The following is a 15,741-nucleotide window of genomic DNA, read 5'->3' on the forward strand; positions in this document are numbered from 1 at the left end:
CTTCATATGTGTACTGGGCTCGGATAACAGACGGATTGCCATCATGTACGGCGCCGGCCCAGAACTTCGTCAATAACACGTGGCGCGTTCTGCGTGCCCACGTAGGCGGCCAGCCGTACGACCATCTCCTGGGACTTCGACAGCTCGGCCTCGACGCGCGCCTTGCCCGACTGGCCGGCCTGCACGCCGAAGTAGGCGCCGATGATCGTGCCGACCACCCCGGCCACGCCCGCGAACAGCGCGGCGAACTCCTTGGTGGCGAAGACCGCCGCCCCGAAGGCGATGAGGACCGCGATGATGCCGGTCACCACCACGAAGAACCCGTAGCGCCAGCGGGCGGCGTCCGCCTGGGCGGCGGTGAGGTCGTCGGGACTCATCATGGCGTCCAGTGCGGGCGGCTTTTCTGCGGGCTTCTCTGTGACCAAGGCGTCCTCCTGAGGCTCTTGGGACAAATCTCCCATAAGCCAACCACTAAGGTGGCACTCCGTGACCGAATCGTCTGCTCTGTCTGCCGCGCCCTCCGCCGCCGGCCGTGATGCCGTGCTGAAGTTCTACTTCGGGCCCATGGACTGCGGGAAGTCCACACTCGCCCTGCAGCTGAACTACAACCACGGCAGGCAGGGGCGGCGCGGGCTCGTGCTCACCAAGCACGACCGCTCCGGCGGGCCCAAGGTGACCAGCAGGATCGGGCTCGGACTTGAGGCCATCGAGGTCGAGGACGGCCTCGACCTGGTCGCCCTGGTCACCGCGCACGACCGCATCGACTACCTCATCTGCGACGAGGCGTGCTTCTACTCTGTCGAGCAGATCGAGCAGCTGGCCGACCTCGTGGACGAGCACCGCGTCGACGTGTACGCCTTCGGCCTGGCCTCCGACTTCCGGTCGGTGATGTTCCCTGCGGCGCAGCGGTTGTTCGAGCTGGCCGACGAGGTGAGCAGGCTCCAGGTGGAGGTCCTGTGCTGGTGCGGGCGGCCGGGCCAGCTCAACGCCCGGGTGGTGGGCGGCGTGATGGCCCGTACCGGCGAGCAGGTCGTCATCGGCGACACCGCCGCCTCACCCGTCCGCTACCAGGTGCTGTGCCGCCGCCACCACCGCGCGGGCGACCTGGGCGAGCCGCTGCGGGGCCTCTAGACCGCGCAGCTGTCGTCGGCGCAGCCGTCGGCGGGCGCGGCCAGCACCGTGATGGGCTTCTGCCCCGTCCGCTCGGCCACCTCCTCCAGCGCCGCGACGAACGTCTCGTACGGCTGCGCCCCCGAGACCGCGAACTGCCCCTCGAACAGGAAGAGCGGCACCCCGCTTATCCCGAGCTGCCGGGCCCGCGCGAGCTGCTCGTCCACCTCGGCCGAGCCGTCGCCGTCGTCGGTGACGCCCGCCTCGGCGGCCAGCTTGGCCAGCACCTCGGTGTCGCCGACGTCGAGCCCGTCGGTGAAGTGGGCCTGGAACAGCCGCCGCGCCATCTCCTCGCCCCGGCCCTGGGCGGTGGCGACCTGGATGAGGCGGTGCGCCTGGGCGGTGTTGGCGCTGACGGCGTGGTCGAAGCGCAGCTCCAGGCCCTCCTGCTCGGCCACGCCGGTGACCTGGGAGGTCATCTGGGCGATGTCAGGCCCGAACTTGCGCTCCAGCGCGGTGAGCAGCGGCTCGCCCTCGGCGGGCGCGTCCGGGTTCAGCTGGAAGGGGCGCATGGTGATCTCGACGGTGCCGCCCTTGGCGCGGTAGGCCTCGGCGGCGCGGGCGAAGCGGGTGTGCCCGATGTAGCACCAGGGGCAGACGATGTCGGAGAAAATCTCAACTTTCACGTACGACGACAACCAGCGGGACCCGTCCCCGCATTCCTATCCGGCGGCCAGTTCGTCCAGCCGGTACGGCAGGTAGCCCGAGTCGTCCACCAGCGCGGAGGCCCCGCGCCACCAGCCGAACCACTCGGCCGAGCGCCACATCCAGTCGACCCGCTCGATCGCGGCGACCACGTCCCCGACCGTCTCCCACGTCGGTCCGAGAAGGTCCTGGCCGACGCCGTGGCGCAGCGCCCAGGCCCGCAGGATGCCCACGGCCCGCTGGTCGACCTTCCTGGCGTACGGGTCGGGTGAGTCGCCGGGCAGGTGGTGGGGGCCGAGGCCGGCGGCCACGCCCCAGCTCCACTGCGCCTCCGCCGGGCGGGAGTAGCGCAGCGAGTGGAAGTCCAGGTTGGAGCCCAGGTCGTCGTCGGGGCGCCGGGTCACCACCGCGTCCAGGCGGCCACCGGCGTCGAAGTGCACCACGAGCCGCTGGCCGGGCTTCACGCCGTCGGGCAGGTCGAAGCGGTCCTCGGCCTGCCAGGAGTTGAGGTCGACCTGGGCGACGGGCCGGCCCCACAGCTGGTCGGCGGCGTCGTCGGCGATCCAGGCGCCGAGCATCTCCAGCGCCGTGAGATCGGTCCACGGCTCGATGGCGACGGCGGTGCGCAGCACCTCGTCGGGCGCGGGCAGCTTGCCGCCCCTGGTCTGCGACCACCAGGCCTCGCCGAGTTCCCTGGTGCCGACCAGGAGCGCGGCGATCGCGGCCAGCTCCGCCGAGCGGCGGGTCAGCGACGCGCCGAGGGCCAGGTCGAGGCAGCGGGAAGTGCGCTCGTGACCGAGTACCGGGGTCGCGTCGCCGATGAGCATCTCGGCGGTGGGCCGGTCCTCGCCGAGCAGGTTGCGGACGACTCGCCTGGCCTCGGTCCTGGCGTCTTCAGCATGTGCCTGGCGCATACTTGCAACGCTACGCCCGGAGATCCTTTTCCGCTACGCCGGGCCCGGCCCACGACACCCGCTTTGCCAGGCTCGCCACCGTGACGAGCAGCGGTTCCCGTTACGGCGGGCCGGGGCGGCGGCGGGTGGCCCGGCCCAGGAGCCAGCCGACCGCGACGCCGGTCAGGGCGATGCCGGCGCCCATGCCGAACGAGGCCAGCATGACCCAGGGGCGCGTCTGCGTGTGCTCCTTGGCCGGCCGTTCGTAGACCTGGGGACCGGCGGGCACGAGGGCCGCCGGATCGCCCGGCGACGCCGGCACCACGGACGCGGCGGGCGTGGGGCCTTCGCGCAGGTGGGTCTCCACGGCGGTGAAGAACTCCCCCGCCGTCCGCTTGGCCACCGACCCGAGCATGCGCTGCCCGACCCCGCCGATCATGCCGCCGACCACGGCCTCGGCGTCGTAGTCGACCCGGGTGCCGTCCTCGACCTCGCTCAGCCGGACGTGCACGGTGGCGTCCACGGTGCCGGGCGCGCCCTGCCCCCGGGCCCGCAGCACGAAGCTCTCGGGCGCGAGCGGCTCAGAAAGCCCCACTTCGCCGTGGTACACGCCTTTGATGGCGGCCACGCCCGCGGTAACCGTCATGCGGTAGGTGTCCGGCCCGCTCTCCTCCAGGCGCTCACAGCCCGGGATGGTGCGTACCAGCACCGCCGGATCCTGGAGCGCCGCCCACACACGATCTCTCTCGATGCCGATCACGGCACTGCCTGCGAGCTTCACACGGCCACTCTAGGCACACGCCCCCCTCCGCCCGCATGGCAACTCCCGCCGAGAACCGCGGGAAGTCCTCGTCGAGCTGGCATGATGGAGCGCCATGGCCAGGGGGATCTTCGGGGGGCCGCGCCGTGCGTGCGCGGCGGGGATGGTGGCGCTGTCGGCGATGACCGCGGCCTGTACGGCGGGGCAGGCCCAACCGGCCGCTAACCCCCCACCGGAGCAGACGTCACCCACGCCGCGACCCCAGGAACCGGCCGGCGTGAAACCCCGCCCAGGGGAGGTACGCAAGATCGCCGGCCCACGCCCCAGGGTGATCAGCTCGATCCCCACCCGGCGCAAGGTGGTCTTCCTGACCATCGACGACGGCTGGGAGCAGGACCCGGGCTTCGTCAAGCAGGTACGCGAGGAACGCATCCCGATCACCGCCTTCGCCATGCGCGACGCGGTCGAGGCCAAGGGCACGCCCGACCCGGCGGGCGGCACGGGCCGTTTCGTCGGCGCGGGCAAGTGGGGGTACTTCCAGGAGTTGCGCGAGGCCGGGGTGGCGGTGGAGAACCACACGCTCACCCATCCCAACCTGCTGCTGCTGGGCCGTGACGCCCAGCGCGCGGAGATCTGCGGCGCCTCCCGGCTGATCGGCAGGCGGATCGGCGCCCGTCCGGCGTTGTTCCGGCCCCCGTTCGGCAACTACAACGCCGACACCCTGGCCGCGGCGAAGTCCTGCGGCATCAGGGACGTTCTGTTGTGGACCGCCAGCGTGCAGCCGGGCGGCAAGATCGCTTACCAGGTTCCCGACAAGAGGCTGCGCCCCGGTGACATCCTCTTGCTGCACTTCCGTCCCAACCTGGCGAGGGACTTCCGCATCCTGATCGACAAGATCAAGCGGCGGGGTTACGAGCTGGGCGACCTACAGGCCTATCTGGCCGCGACCTGACGCCTGACCAGGACGGCGCGGCGGCGATGACGGTGCCGCCGCTCTTCCTCCGGCGGCGCCTCCCACAGCGGCGGTGCGATGATCTCGCGGAACAAGGGGTGCATGACGGTCCTCCTCAGGCCGCGAGCCGGTAGGCGGGGTAGGCGGCGGTGACCGCGCCGAGCGCCCAGCGCATGCGGGCGGCGAACGCGTCGGGGTGGTCGCCGGCCTCCTGTGCCACGTAGGCGGCGCACCCGGAGGTGTCGCCCCCGCAGGCGCAGAGGCGGTCGTCGATCACGGTGCGCACGCGGTCGGAGGTCAGGATGTCGGAGGGCTGCAGGGCTGAGGTGAAGAGCACCTGGGCCAGCTCGATGGTGGTCATCTCCCGTGCCTTTCTCTGAGTCTGTGCCTATTTAGACCCCGGCCCGCCCGGGAAGTCATCGCACTTTTCCACGTTCGGCGAACCTGTTTTCTCCGGCTGTGACAAAGATCGCAGAGCTCGCCGCCCCGTTGCTCTACAGCTTGTAGTACTACTTCTAGTAGATGAACTACAGGCTGTAGAGCTCAGGGACCCGTGAGGGACAGATGGACGCACTTGACCTGGCACGGTGGCAGTTCGGCATCACCACCGTCTACCACTTTCTTTTCGTACCGTTGACGATCGGCCTGGGCATCTTCGTGGCCGGGCTGCAGACCGCCTGGCACCGCACGGGCAAGGAGCACTACCTGCGGCTGACGAAGTTCTTCGGGAAGCTCTTCCTGATCAACTTCGCGATGGGCGTCGTGACCGGCATCGTGCAGGAGTTCCAGTTCGGGATGAACTGGAGTGAGTACTCCATCTTCGTGGGCGACGTCTTCGGGGCGCCGCTGGCCATGGAGGCGCTGCTGGCCTTCTTCATGGAGTCCACGTTCCTCGGCCTGTGGATCTTCGGCTGGGACCGGCTGCCGAAGAAGGTGCACCTGGCCACGATCTGGGCCGCGGCCATCGGCTCGAACCTGTCGGCGTACTTCATCCTGGCCGCCAACGCCTGGATGAAGCACCCGGTCGGCTACACGGTCGAGAACGGCAAGGCCAGGATGACGGACCTCTGGGCGGTGCTCACCAACTCCACCGCGCTGGCCCAGGTGCCGCACGTGATCGCCTCGGCGTTCATCGTGGCGGGCGGCTTCGTCCTGGCCGTCTGCGGCTACCGCTGGCTGAAGGACCGCGACGACATGTGGCGCGGCACCGCCCGCGCCGCCCTGCTGATGACCGCCGTCGCCGGAGTCGTCGTCGCGGGCACCGGCGACATGTCGGCCAGGCTCCTGCACGAGCAGCAGCCCATGAAGCTGGCCGCCGCCGAGGGGCTCAAGCGCGACACCGCGGGCGCGCCGTTCTCGATCGTGCCGGGGCTCGAGGTGCCGAAGGTGCTCAGCTTCCTGTCCACCCACGACCCCGACGCGGTGATCGCCGGAACCGAGGACCTGCAGAAGCGCTTCGAGCAGCAGTTCGGCCCCGGCGACTACCGGCCGAACCCCGAGGTGGTCTTCTGGTCGTTCCGCGTGATGCTCGTCTTCGGACTCGGCACGGTCGCGCTGTCGGTGCTGGGGCTGTGGCTGACCCGCAGGAAACGGCCGCTGCCGGACTGGCTGGCCAAGGTGCTGGTGCTGGCGCTGCCCCTGCCGTTCCTGGCGGTGATCGCCGGGTGGCTGCTCAGCGAGGTGGGCCGCCAGCCCTGGACGGTCGCCGGCGAACTGCTCACCGCCTCCAGCGTCTCGCCCGGCGTGAGCCTCGCCGAGGTGGCCACGACCCTCGTGATCTTCACTCTGCTGTACGGCGGGCTCGCGGTGGCGGAAGCCGTACTGCTGACCAGGCATGTGCGCAAGGGACTCGACGAGCCCGCGAACGTCGCCGCCCAGCCCGAACCGGCGCTGGCGTACTGAGGAGCTGACCGTGATCGATCTGTGGTTCGTGATCATCGCCTTCCTGTGGACCGGCTACTTCGTGCTGGAGGGCTTCGACTTCGGGGTGGGGATGCTGGCGCCGTTCGTCTCGCGCGGCGCCGGCGAGCAGCGGCAGGCGCTGCAGACGATCGGCCCGGTCTGGGACGGCAACGAGGTCTGGCTGATCACCGCGGTGGGCTCGATGTTCGCCGCCTTCCCGGCCTGGTACGCGGGGATGTTCAGCTCGTTCTACCTGCCGGTCGCGCTCGTGCTGGTCGGGCTGATCGTGCGCGGGGTCGGGCTGGAGTGGCGCGGCAAGGTGACCAACACGTTCTGGTGCGATGCGGGCATCGTGGCCGGGAGCGCGCTGCCCGCGTTCCTGTGGGGGGCGGTCTTCGCCGACATGCTGTTCGCCAGTGGGCTCGCGGCGCTGCTCGGCGGGGTGTTCTCGCTGGCGGTGAGCGTGCTGCACGGCGCGGTGTTCCTCGCGCTCAGGACCGAGGGGCCGCTGCGGCGGCGGGCGCGGACGGCGGCGCTGGCCGCCTCGGGGCTCGTGGTGCCGGTGGGCGTCCTGGCGCTGTCGCGGCTGGGCGGCGGCGTGGCCGGCACGGCCGCGGCGCTGGCCGCCGCCACCGCCCTGGCCGGGGCCGCGGCGCTGATCTGGCGGCGGCGCGAGGGCTGGGCCTTCGCCGCCACGGCCGGGGCGATCGTGCTGACCTCGGTCGCGGTCTTCCTGGAGCTCGCGCCGATGCCGCTGCCGGGGCTGACGCTGGCCGAGGCGGCCTCGGGGCCGTACACGCTGACGATGCTGAGCTGGATCGGGCTGATCACGCTGCCGTTCGTGCTGCTCTACCAGGGCTGGACGTACTGGGTGTTCAGGAAGCGGGTCCTGGTGCCCGCCTGAGCGGGTCAGGCGGTGGGGTGCGGCTCGTCGAGCTCCGGAGGGATCGACTGCTCCGGAGGCACGATCCCCTCACCGCCCATCTCGCGGGGCAGTACCGAGAAGAACCCGCCGTAGGCGATCACCGCGACGGTGCCGCTGACCAGCAGGACCAATCCGGCGATCCACGACATGTGCCAGAAGGCGGCCACGACCCCGACGCAGGAGGTCAGCGGCGCAACTCCTTTGGCGATGTTGAGCAGCGGCGTCGAGCCCATGAACCGGTGGGTCTTGCGCAGCTGGTTGATCATCGTCAGCACGGCCAGCAGCGGGATCGACACCGAGAAGGACAGCACGCAGATGAGCGCCGCGACGTCGAGCTCGGCCACGGTCAGGAACGGCTGGACCAGGACGATGCCGATCGCGATGAACCCGGCATAGATGAGATTGTCCTGGTCAAGCCAGTTTTCTTTGCGCTTCCAGTCCTTTGGAGACATTCGCACATCTTGTCATGTTTGGGGGCCATTTCGGGCGGCCGCTCCGCCCAGGTAGAGGGCGCCCAGCCGGGGGTCGGCGGCCAGGTCGCGGGCCGGTCCGGAGATGTGCACGGCGCCCAGGTCGAGGACACAGCCCACGTCGGCCATCTCCAGCGCGCGGCGGGCGTTCTGCTCCACCAGCAGCACCGCCACCCCGGCCCGGCGCATCAGGTCGATCTGGTCGAAAACGGTCTGCGTGGTCTTCGGGTCCAGGCCCATGGACGGCTCGTCCAGCAGGACCACCTTGGGCTCCAGCATCAGCGCGCGGGCGAACTCCACCTGCTTCTGCTGCCCGCCCGACAGCAGGCCGGCGATGCCGCCCCACCGCTCGGCCACGATCGGGAACAGTTCCTTCACCGCCTCCTCGCGCTCGCGCAGGCGCGCCTTGTCGCGCACGGTGTAGCCGCCCAGCAGGACGTTCTCCGCGACCGTCATCTCGCGGAAGACGCTGTGGCCCTGCAGCACGTGCGACAGTCCGCGGTCGAGCAGCGCCTGCGGCGAGCGTCCCGTCACGTCCTCGCCGGCCAGCACGACGCTGCCGGAGCGGGGGGCGAGCAGGCCGCTGGCGACCCTGAGCACGGTCGACTTGCCCGCGCCGTTCGGGCCGACCAGGCAGACGACCTGGCCCGCCTCGACCGTGACCCACAGGCCGCGCAGGACCAGGGCGGCCCTGCCGTACCCCGCGGTGATGTCCTTGAGTGACAGGAGCGGCTCAGACACCTAGGTACGCCTCCAGCACGCGCGGGTCGCTCTGGACCGTCTCGGGGGTTCCTTCGCAGATCGGGGCGCCGCGGTCGAAGACCACCACGTGATCGCACATGCCCATGACCACATCCATGTTGTGCTCGACGACCAGGAACGTCCTGCCCTCGGCGTTGAGATCGCGCACCAGCGTGACGATCCGGTCGATCAGCGCCGGGTTGACGCCGCCCGCCGGCTCGTCCAGCAGCACCAGGTCGGGGTCGCCCATGAAGATCGCGGCCAGTTCGAGGAGCTTCTGCTGGCCGTACGACAGGTGGCGCGCCTCGGCGTGTTCCAGGTGCTCGATGCCCATCCTGTGCAGCCAGTGGCGGGCCCGCTCGACCTCGGCGGTGTTCCGGCTGCCCGCGAGCAGTTCCCGCAGACGGGTGCGGCGGACGGCGACGAGCATGTTCTCCAGCACCGTCATGCGCGGAAATATCCGGCACAACTGAAACGTGCGCCCCAGCCCCGCGTGCGCGATGCGGTGCGGCGACCAGGCGGTGATCTCCCTGCCCTTGTACAGCACCCGGCCGGCGTCCGGCCGGATCAGGCCCGTGACCAGGTTGAAGAACGTCGTCTTGCCGGAGCCGTTCGGGCCGATGAGACCGTTGATCGCGCCCTCGCGGATCTCCACCGTGGCCCCGTCCACCGCCGTGACCCCGCCGAACGCCTTCGCCAGACCCTCGGTTCGCAGGCTCATCCCTTGACCTCCTGAAGGCGTTGCTCCGCGGTGTCCTCCCTGATCGAGGCGCCCTTCGGCCGGCCGATCAGCCTCGGCACGATGCCCTCGGGCATGAACAGCACCACCAGCACCAGCAGCACCCCGGTCGCGGTCAGGTGGATCTGCGACTCGCCGAGCGCGATGAGGAAGTACTCCCCCGCCGGGGCGATGATCAGCGCGCCCAGCAGCGGGCCGAACAGGTGGCGCACCCCGCCCAGCAGGCTCATCAGCACCATGTAGACGCCGCTGACGATGGAGAAGACGAAGATCGGGTCGAGCGAGCGGAACCAGACCGCGTACAGGCCGCCCGCCAGCGCCACGAACAACGCCGACACCGCGAACGCCGCCACCTTGAACGCCGCCGTCGGCACGCCCAGCATCTCGGCCTTGTCCTCGTCCTCCCTGATCGCCTTCAGCCCGCCGCCGAAGCGCGAGCGCGAGATGAACCACCAGGTCAGCAGCACCAGGCCGAGCAGCGCCAGGAACAGGTAGAAGAACACCATGTGCGTCTGGCCCCTGCTCAGGTCGAACGGCGCCGGCACCTGCAGGCCCGTGGCGCCGCCGGTCAGCGACCGCCAGCCCTGCACGAGCAGGTTCATCACCGACACCAGCGCGATCGACACGATCACGAACGACGCCCCGCGCACCCGGACCGCCGCCACCCCGATGACCGCCGCGGCCACCGTCACCAGCACCGCCGAGACCAGGAGCGCCAGTACCCACGGCATGCCCGCCCGGGTGATCAGCAGGCCGGTGCCGTAGGCGCCCAGCCCGAAGAAGGCCGAATGGCCCAGCGAGACGTAGCCGGTGAAGCCGCCCAGGATGTTCCACGAGGTGGCCATGGCGGCGTACATGACCGTCAGGACTCCGGCGTAGACCAGGTAGTAGTTCGGGACCAGCCAGGGGTAGGCGAGGGCGCCGGCCGTACCGGCGAGGAGGAGGAGTTTAGAAACGGTGCGCAAGCCGGCCTCCGAAGAACCCCTGCGGGCGCAGCAGCAGCGTCAGGAACAGGAAGGCGTAGAACATGAGCGTGGCCCAGGTGGCGTCGACCGTCACCAGCACCAGGCCCTCCACCACACCCAGCAGCACTGCCGCCAGCGCCGCGCCGACCACGCTGCCCAGGCCGCCGACCACGATGATCGCCATGAGCTTGCCGATCCAGGCCCAGTGCGAGGCCGGGAAGAACGGCGTGATCAACGCCAGCACCCCGCCCCCGACGGCCGCCGTCGCCAGCCCCACGCCGAACCCGTACCCCGTGACCCGATCCGTCCTGATCCCCACCAGCCGCGCGGCCTCCCGATGCTGAATCGTCGCCCGCAACGCCTGCCCGAACCGGCTCTTCACCAGCACCCCGAACAACACCGCCAGCGTCAGCCCCGCCACCCCAAAAGCAATGATCTTGTCGTACGGCAGGCTGACCGCCCCGATCGTCAGGCTCTTCGTGTCGTAGCCGACGGTGACCGACTTGTAGGAGCCTGTGTAGATGGTGCCGAGGAGGCCCTCGATCGTCAGCGCCAGGCCGAACGTCAGCAGGACCGACATCATCTGGACCTGGTCGGAGGCCAGGCGGGCCAGCAGGAGGCGCTGGACCAGCACGCCCAGCACGAAGAAGACCGGGACGGTGAGGGGGATGGTGAGCAGCGGGTCCATGCCCAGGGCTGTGTGGAGGGTGTAGGTGAGGTAGGCGGCCAGGAAGAGGAAGGCGGGGTGGGCGACCATGACGACCCGCATGACCCCGAAGTACAGGGAGAGGCCGGAGGCGAGCAGGGCGTAGAGCCCGCCCGTCAGAATCCCGAGCCCCAGCCCCTGCAGAAGCAACGTCAAGCTACCCACCTCCCCCACCGGCCCCTAGGCCCACACCCCAGGCTCCCCCGACCCCCGCCCAACCACCCCTGACCCACCGACCCGCCAGATCCCACCAGCCCGTCAGCCTCCAGTTCCCCGTCAGACCCCAGCGGCCCGTCAACCCGCGGCCTGTCAGCCCTCTGACCATCGGCCCGCGGTCCATCAACCCCCGGTCCATCAACCCCAGGCCTGTCAGCCGCCGGTCCATCAACCCCTGGTCTGACCGCCCCCGGTCTGTCAATCCCTGGCCCATCAACCCCTGGCCTGACAGCCCCTGGCCTGACAACCCCTCGTCCATCACCCGCAGGTCCGTCCCAACCCCGGCCTGCCACACCCTCGCCCGCCTGCCCCAGGCCTGTCCGACCCCGGGCTGTCGGGCCGTGGTCCGGCATCCTCAGGTCTGTCAGACCCCGGTCCGACAGACCCTCGTCCGCCATCCTCCGGTCCCTCGGACCCTGGGCTGTCAGACCGTGGTCTGTCATCCCCAGATCTGTCAGACCCCCGTCCGACCTCCCAAGGCGTGAAGGGTTCCCGGCCGTACCAGGTCCCATGGAGTTGTGGATGGTCACCACTCCTTCTTCGGGAACACGAGCTTGGCCGTCTGTGCCTTCGAGCCCTCCGGCAGCACGATCTCGACCTTGCCGTTCACGTACTGCTGGATCATGTGGGCCTGCTCGGGGCGTCCCTGGTCGTCGAAGGACAGGGGGCCGACCACGGTGTCGAAGGTGGCCTGGCGGAGGTGGGCGGCGAGCTTGTCCTGGCACTCCTTGCTCGGCTCCACGCACTTGACCGCGTTGACGGCCGCCTCCACGACCTGTCCGACCGTGTAGCCGTTGGCCGCGTCCTCGTTGGCCTCGCCGCCGAACATGTCCTTGTAGCTCTTGACCAGCGCGTCGTTGCCGGTGAACCCCGATCCGGCCGACCAGCCGACCGGGGAGATGACGCTCTCGGCCGCGCCCTTCACCGCCGCCGGGAACTCGGGCAGTGTCGGCCCGGTGCTGAAGGCGGCCAGTTTGGGCTGGACCTTGAGCTCCTGCAGCGCGCGGACGAGGCCGACGGAGTCCTCGAACTGGGTGCCGCCGACGACGATGTCCGGTTTGGCCTCGGCGATCTTGGCGGCGATGGGCGAGAAGTCGGTGGTCTCCGGTGGGTACACCTCGTCGGCCACCGTCTTGATCCCGGCGGCGGCCAGCTTGTCGCGCAGGCCGTACGCGGTGCCCTGGGCGAACGGATCGTCGAGGCTGGCGTAGGCGGCGGTCTTGGGCCGCTGGTCCGGGGGCAGCTTGATGAGGTAGTCGGCCAGGTAGTTGTAGTGGTCGTCGGCGATGGCGGGCGCCGCGTAGAACAGCTTCTTGAAGCCCTGCTCGAAGACTTCCTTGGCGGCTCCGGCCGGCTCGACGAACAGCATGCCGTACGACTCGGCGACCTTGCCCGCGGGGATGACGAGGCGCGAGGAGAAGGGCCCGAAGACCAGGTTCACCTTGTCCTGGGTGATCAGAGACTCGTAGTCGGAGGTGACGCGGTTGGGGTCCGAGGCGTCGTCGCGGAAGATCAGCTCGACCTTCCTGCCGAGCAGCCCGCCCTTGGCGTTCACGTGCTCGGCCCAGATCTTGTAGCCCTCCTGGATGCCCTTGCCGGGCTCGGCGAAGTCGCCGGTCAGGGGGAGCGAGATGCCGATCTTCACCGGCCCCGTCGTGGGCGCCTGACCCGCGGGCTGGTCCTCCGCCTTGGCACAAGCGGAAATACTCAAGCTCGATAATGCAAGAACCAACGTTGCCTTGCGCACATATGACATTTCCGGTCCTCCCGGCGTACGCAAGCGCTTTCGTAAGCGCTTTCGGTTACGATGGCACGTGTTTCAGCGGCGGACAAGGGGGTCGCGCGCCCATGGCCAATCGTCCGGCTCCGCCACGCCTCGTCGACGTCGCCAGAGCCGCAGGTGTCTCGCTGGCCACCGCGTCCCGGGCCATGACCGGCTCGGCGGGGGTGAGCGCCGTGGTCGCCGCGCACGTACAGGCCGTGGCCAGCCGCATCGGGTACGTCCCGAACAGCCACGCCAGGGCCTTGGCCGGCGGGCCCTCCACGATCGTCGGCCTGATCGTCCACGACGTCGGCGACCCGTACTTCGGCGAGATCGCCCGAGGCGTCCTGCGCGAGACCGAGTCCCGCGGCTACATGGCCCTGATCAGCCAGACCGAACGCGACCCCGCCGCCGAACTCGCCCGCATCCGCGCCCTGCGCGCCCACCGCGTGAACTCGATCGTCCTGGCCGGATCGGGCTACGTGGACGCCAGCACAGAGACCGACATAGCCGCAGAAGTCCGCTCCTTCACCAACGCGGGCGGCCGCGTGGCCGTCATCGGCCGCCACCACCTCCCCGTGGACGCCGTACTCCCCGACAACCTCAGCGGCGGCGTCACCCTGATGCGCCACCTCCTCGACCTGGGCCACCGCCGCATAGGCGTTCTGTCCGGCCCTCCCAACCTCACCACCGTCGAGGACCGCCTGGCCGGCCTCCGCCTGGCCATAGGCGCCGCCCGCCTGCCGTGGCACACGGTCCCGGTGGTCCCCGGCGACTTCACCAGAGAGGGCGGCGCCGCGGCGGCAGCGTCCCTCCTGAACAACCACCCCGACCTGACCGCCGTCATCGCCCTGAACGACCCGATGGCCGTCGGCGCCCTGTCCTGGCTCCTGGGCTCAGGCCGCAGGGTCCCGGCCGACATCTCGGTAGCCGGATTCGACGACATCCCCGCCGCGGCCGACGTCTACCCCGCCCTCACCACCATCCGCCTCCCCATGATCAGCATGGGCCGCCAGGCCCTCGAACTCGTCCTCAAACCCTCCGTCTCCCGCCCCCGCCGCCGCCGTACCCCCCACGAACTCATCCCCCGAGCCAGCACCGCCCCACCCCACCCCTAACTCACACCCCACGCCAAGCACCACATACACCCCCACACCACGCGCCGCACACGCACGTTCACATCACACGCCACACCGACACCACACGCCTCACCCACACCACCGCCACACCCGCGCCTCCACACCTGCAACCGCCACCCGCGGATCGCAATGGCGCAGCAGTGGAGCGACGGCACGCAGACCCGCTGGCTGGCACGCGGGCCACTAGCGCGGCGGCCCACTGGTGGTGCGGAGGCGCAGCGGTGGCGGGGCGCGGCTGGTGGAGCTGCGGCGGCGCGGTGGTGTGAAGCGGCTGGTGGTACGGCGGCACGCAGGCCCGCTGCGCGACGCGGCGAATGCGGTGGGGGGCGAGATGCGCGGATGGCGTGAGTGCGCAGGCGCGCGGGAACGCCACGTGCGCGGGGCAGGCCGCATGCGCGGGGCAGGCCGCATGCGCGGGAAGGCCGCATGCGCGGGAAGGCGAGTGGGTGGGGAGCGGGGTTGCGAGGGGTGTTGTGGTGGGGGTGGTGTGTGGGGGCTGGGGGCAGGTGTTGGGGGTGAAGGATTGACAGGGGGATTTGGCGAGTTACGCTTCGGCCGGAGGCTAACGGAAGCGCTTTCGGAAGCGCTTACGAATAACAACCGTCGATCACTCGACCGAGAGGATCCGGATGTCGGCCCTTCGCGTGCGCTTATGTGCCCTGGCCACCACTACTGTGCTCGGTGCGGCGATGCTCGCGCCGGGGTCCGCTGTCGCGAACGATTCGGGGGGCCCAGGGTCCGCCGGTTCCGGCCATGCTGCTTGTGATCCGGGCAGCGCTGTGGTTCGGAAGGTGAACGGAGCCGGCAACTGGGCGCCGGTGACGCCGTCCAAGTGGCGGTTGCCCGGGGATCAGGTCATTCTCGCCGAGGCGGGGGTGGCGCGGCCGGGGCCGCGGCGGCCGTTCGAGTACGCGGTGCTCACGGCCGGGCCGGAGTTCGCGTCGGTAGAGATCGAGGCGACCGTACGGCTGGACACGCCGGTCAGCGTCAGCAACCGGGACGTGATCATCGTGTTCGGGTACCGGTCGGATACGCAGTTCTACTACGTGCATCTGTCCCAGGACAACACCATCTACCCGCACAACGGGATCTTCGTCGTCAACAACGCGGACCGCCTCCGGCTCGATCACCAGTGGAACGGGCAGGTGGGGGCGCCGCCTGCCGTCACCGACGCGCAGTGGCACCGGGTGCGGGTACGGCACTGCGTGGCGACCGGCGAGATCGCCGTGTACATGGACGGGTCGACCACACCCCTCATGACCGCCACGGATAGGACGTTCGGCACCGGCCGGGTCGGGTTCGGTTCGTTCGACAACATCGGCCGCATGCGGGATATGTCGCTCAAGGGCACACCGGTCTGCGCCGGGGTGGCGTCCACCGTCGTGGGAACCGACGGGCGGGATCTGCTGTCCGGCACCTCGGGTGCCGACGTGGTCTCCGGGCTCGGCGGCGACGACCTGGTCTGGGGCCTCGGCGGGGATGACGTGGTCTGCGGTGGCGACGGCAGCGACGTGGTGCTCACCGGCTCGGGAAATGACCAGGTCTATGGGGGTGCGGGCAGCGACGTCCTCTCCACCGGTCGCGGCGACGATTCCCTGTACGGCGGGCCGGACCCCGACGCCCTGAACGGCGGCCCCGGCAACGACCACCTCTACGGCACCCGGGGCACCGACGTCCTCATCGGCGGCCCCGGAGACGACACCACCCACGCCGACTCCTGACCCGGCCCCCTCCCAGCCACACGGCCCAACAGGCC

18 protein-coding genes are annotated in these 15,741 nt (G+C 70.2%); 6 read left to right on the top strand and 12 right to left on the bottom strand.

Annotation, left to right across the window (positions count from 1 at the left end):
- Positions 1-41: 41 nt before the first annotated feature.
- Positions 42-425, bottom strand: a complete 384-nt coding sequence (locus ACFWY5_RS26650) for a hypothetical protein (RefSeq protein ID WP_379613646.1) — start codon at positions 423-425, stop codon at positions 42-44.
- 61 nt (positions 426-486) lie between these two features.
- Between ACFWY5_RS26650 and ACFWY5_RS26655 the strand changes: the two genes are divergently transcribed.
- Positions 487-1,131, top strand: a complete 645-nt coding sequence (locus tag ACFWY5_RS26655) for a thymidine kinase (RefSeq protein ID WP_379635062.1) — start codon at positions 487-489, stop codon at positions 1,129-1,131.
- On the opposite strand, the gene ACFWY5_RS26660 is transcribed toward ACFWY5_RS26655, so the two are convergent.
- From ACFWY5_RS26660 to ACFWY5_RS26670, 3 genes are all read right to left on the bottom strand, one after another.
- On the bottom strand, positions 1,128-1,796 hold the full coding sequence (locus tag ACFWY5_RS26660; RefSeq protein ID WP_379635064.1) for a DsbA family protein: 669 nt from the start codon (positions 1,794-1,796) through the stop codon (positions 1,128-1,130). The genes ACFWY5_RS26655 and ACFWY5_RS26660 overlap by 4 nt on opposite strands.
- A 36-nt stretch (positions 1,797-1,832) precedes the next feature.
- On the bottom strand, positions 1,833-2,729 hold the full coding sequence (locus ACFWY5_RS26665) for a hypothetical protein (RefSeq protein ID WP_379613652.1): 897 nt from the start codon (positions 2,727-2,729) through the stop codon (positions 1,833-1,835).
- Positions 2,730-2,829: 100 nt separating this feature from the next.
- A complete protein-coding gene (locus tag ACFWY5_RS26670) occupies positions 2,830-3,489 on the bottom strand; it encodes a carbon monoxide dehydrogenase subunit G (protein ID WP_379613654.1) in 660 nt (219 codons plus the stop codon).
- Between the two features lie 256 nt (positions 3,490-3,745).
- Here ACFWY5_RS26670 and ACFWY5_RS26675 point away from each other — a divergent pair, with 256 nt between their 5' ends.
- Positions 3,746-4,420 carry a polysaccharide deacetylase family protein gene (locus tag ACFWY5_RS26675; protein WP_379635066.1) on the top strand — a complete coding sequence of 225 codons (675 nt, stop codon included), beginning with the start codon at positions 3,746-3,748 and terminating at the stop codon, positions 4,418-4,420.
- Here the strand turns inward: ACFWY5_RS26675 and ACFWY5_RS26680 are convergent.
- The gene (locus ACFWY5_RS26680; RefSeq protein WP_379635068.1) at positions 4,402-4,524 is read right to left on the bottom strand and encodes a hypothetical protein; all 123 of its coding nucleotides are present in this window, start codon (positions 4,522-4,524) and stop codon (positions 4,402-4,404) included. The genes ACFWY5_RS26675 and ACFWY5_RS26680 overlap by 19 nt on opposite strands.
- An 11-nt stretch (positions 4,525-4,535) precedes the next feature.
- Entirely contained in the window at positions 4,536-4,781 is a 246-nt protein-coding gene (locus ACFWY5_RS26685) for a hypothetical protein (protein ID WP_379635070.1), read from the bottom strand.
- A gap of 203 nt (positions 4,782-4,984) precedes the next feature.
- Here ACFWY5_RS26685 and ACFWY5_RS26690 point away from each other — a divergent pair, with 203 nt between their 5' ends.
- Together ACFWY5_RS26690 and cydB are read left to right on the top strand one after the other, a co-directional pair.
- Complete coding sequence (locus ACFWY5_RS26690; RefSeq protein WP_379635072.1) at positions 4,985-6,322, top strand: cytochrome ubiquinol oxidase subunit I; 1,338 nt, start codon at positions 4,985-4,987, stop codon at positions 6,320-6,322.
- 10 nt (positions 6,323-6,332) lie between these two features.
- On the top strand, positions 6,333-7,226 hold the full coding sequence (gene cydB / locus ACFWY5_RS26695) for a cytochrome d ubiquinol oxidase subunit II (protein ID WP_379635074.1): 894 nt from the start codon (positions 6,333-6,335) through the stop codon (positions 7,224-7,226).
- Between the two features lie 5 nt (positions 7,227-7,231).
- Here the strand turns inward: cydB and ACFWY5_RS26700 are convergent, their stop codons facing one another.
- From ACFWY5_RS26700 to ACFWY5_RS26725, 6 genes are all read right to left on the bottom strand, one after another.
- A complete protein-coding gene (locus ACFWY5_RS26700) occupies positions 7,232-7,699 on the bottom strand; it encodes a hypothetical protein (protein ID WP_379635076.1) in 468 nt (155 codons plus the stop codon).
- A gap of 12 nt (positions 7,700-7,711) precedes the next feature.
- Complete coding sequence (locus ACFWY5_RS26705; RefSeq protein ID WP_379635078.1) at positions 7,712-8,458, bottom strand: ABC transporter ATP-binding protein; 747 nt, start codon at positions 8,456-8,458, stop codon at positions 7,712-7,714.
- On the bottom strand, positions 8,451-9,179 hold the full coding sequence (locus ACFWY5_RS26710) for an ABC transporter ATP-binding protein (RefSeq protein ID WP_379613669.1): 729 nt from the start codon (positions 9,177-9,179) through the stop codon (positions 8,451-8,453). The genes ACFWY5_RS26705 and ACFWY5_RS26710 overlap by 8 nt, the downstream gene beginning before the upstream one ends.
- Entirely contained in the window at positions 9,176-10,162 is a 987-nt protein-coding gene (locus tag ACFWY5_RS26715) for a branched-chain amino acid ABC transporter permease (protein ID WP_379613672.1), read from the bottom strand. The genes ACFWY5_RS26710 and ACFWY5_RS26715 overlap by 4 nt, the downstream gene beginning before the upstream one ends.
- Positions 10,146-11,024 carry a branched-chain amino acid ABC transporter permease gene (locus ACFWY5_RS26720; RefSeq protein ID WP_379613674.1) on the bottom strand — a complete coding sequence of 293 codons (879 nt, stop codon included), beginning with the start codon at positions 11,022-11,024 and terminating at the stop codon, positions 10,146-10,148. Before ACFWY5_RS26720 ends, ACFWY5_RS26715 begins: the two co-directional genes overlap by 17 nt.
- Before the next feature lie 586 nt (positions 11,025-11,610).
- A complete protein-coding gene (locus tag ACFWY5_RS26725) occupies positions 11,611-12,729 on the bottom strand; it encodes an amino acid ABC transporter substrate-binding protein (protein WP_379613676.1) in 1,119 nt (372 codons plus the stop codon).
- A gap of 203 nt (positions 12,730-12,932) precedes the next feature.
- On the opposite strand from ACFWY5_RS26725, the gene ACFWY5_RS26730 reads away from it, so the two are divergent.
- Together ACFWY5_RS26730 and ACFWY5_RS26735 are read left to right on the top strand one after the other, a co-directional pair.
- Positions 12,933-13,964: a LacI family DNA-binding transcriptional regulator gene (locus ACFWY5_RS26730; protein ID WP_379613678.1), complete on the top strand. Its 1,032-nt coding sequence runs from the start codon at positions 12,933-12,935 to the stop codon at positions 13,962-13,964.
- 812 nt (positions 13,965-14,776) lie between these two features.
- Complete coding sequence (locus tag ACFWY5_RS26735) at positions 14,777-15,706, top strand: calcium-binding protein (protein WP_379613680.1); 930 nt, start codon at positions 14,777-14,779, stop codon at positions 15,704-15,706.
- The last annotated feature ends 35 nt before the right edge of the window (positions 15,707-15,741 follow it).

The sequence above is a fragment of the Nonomuraea sp. NPDC059007 genome (assembly GCF_042740555.1).
Lineage (GTDB): Bacteria > Actinomycetota > Actinomycetes > Streptosporangiales > Streptosporangiaceae > Nonomuraea.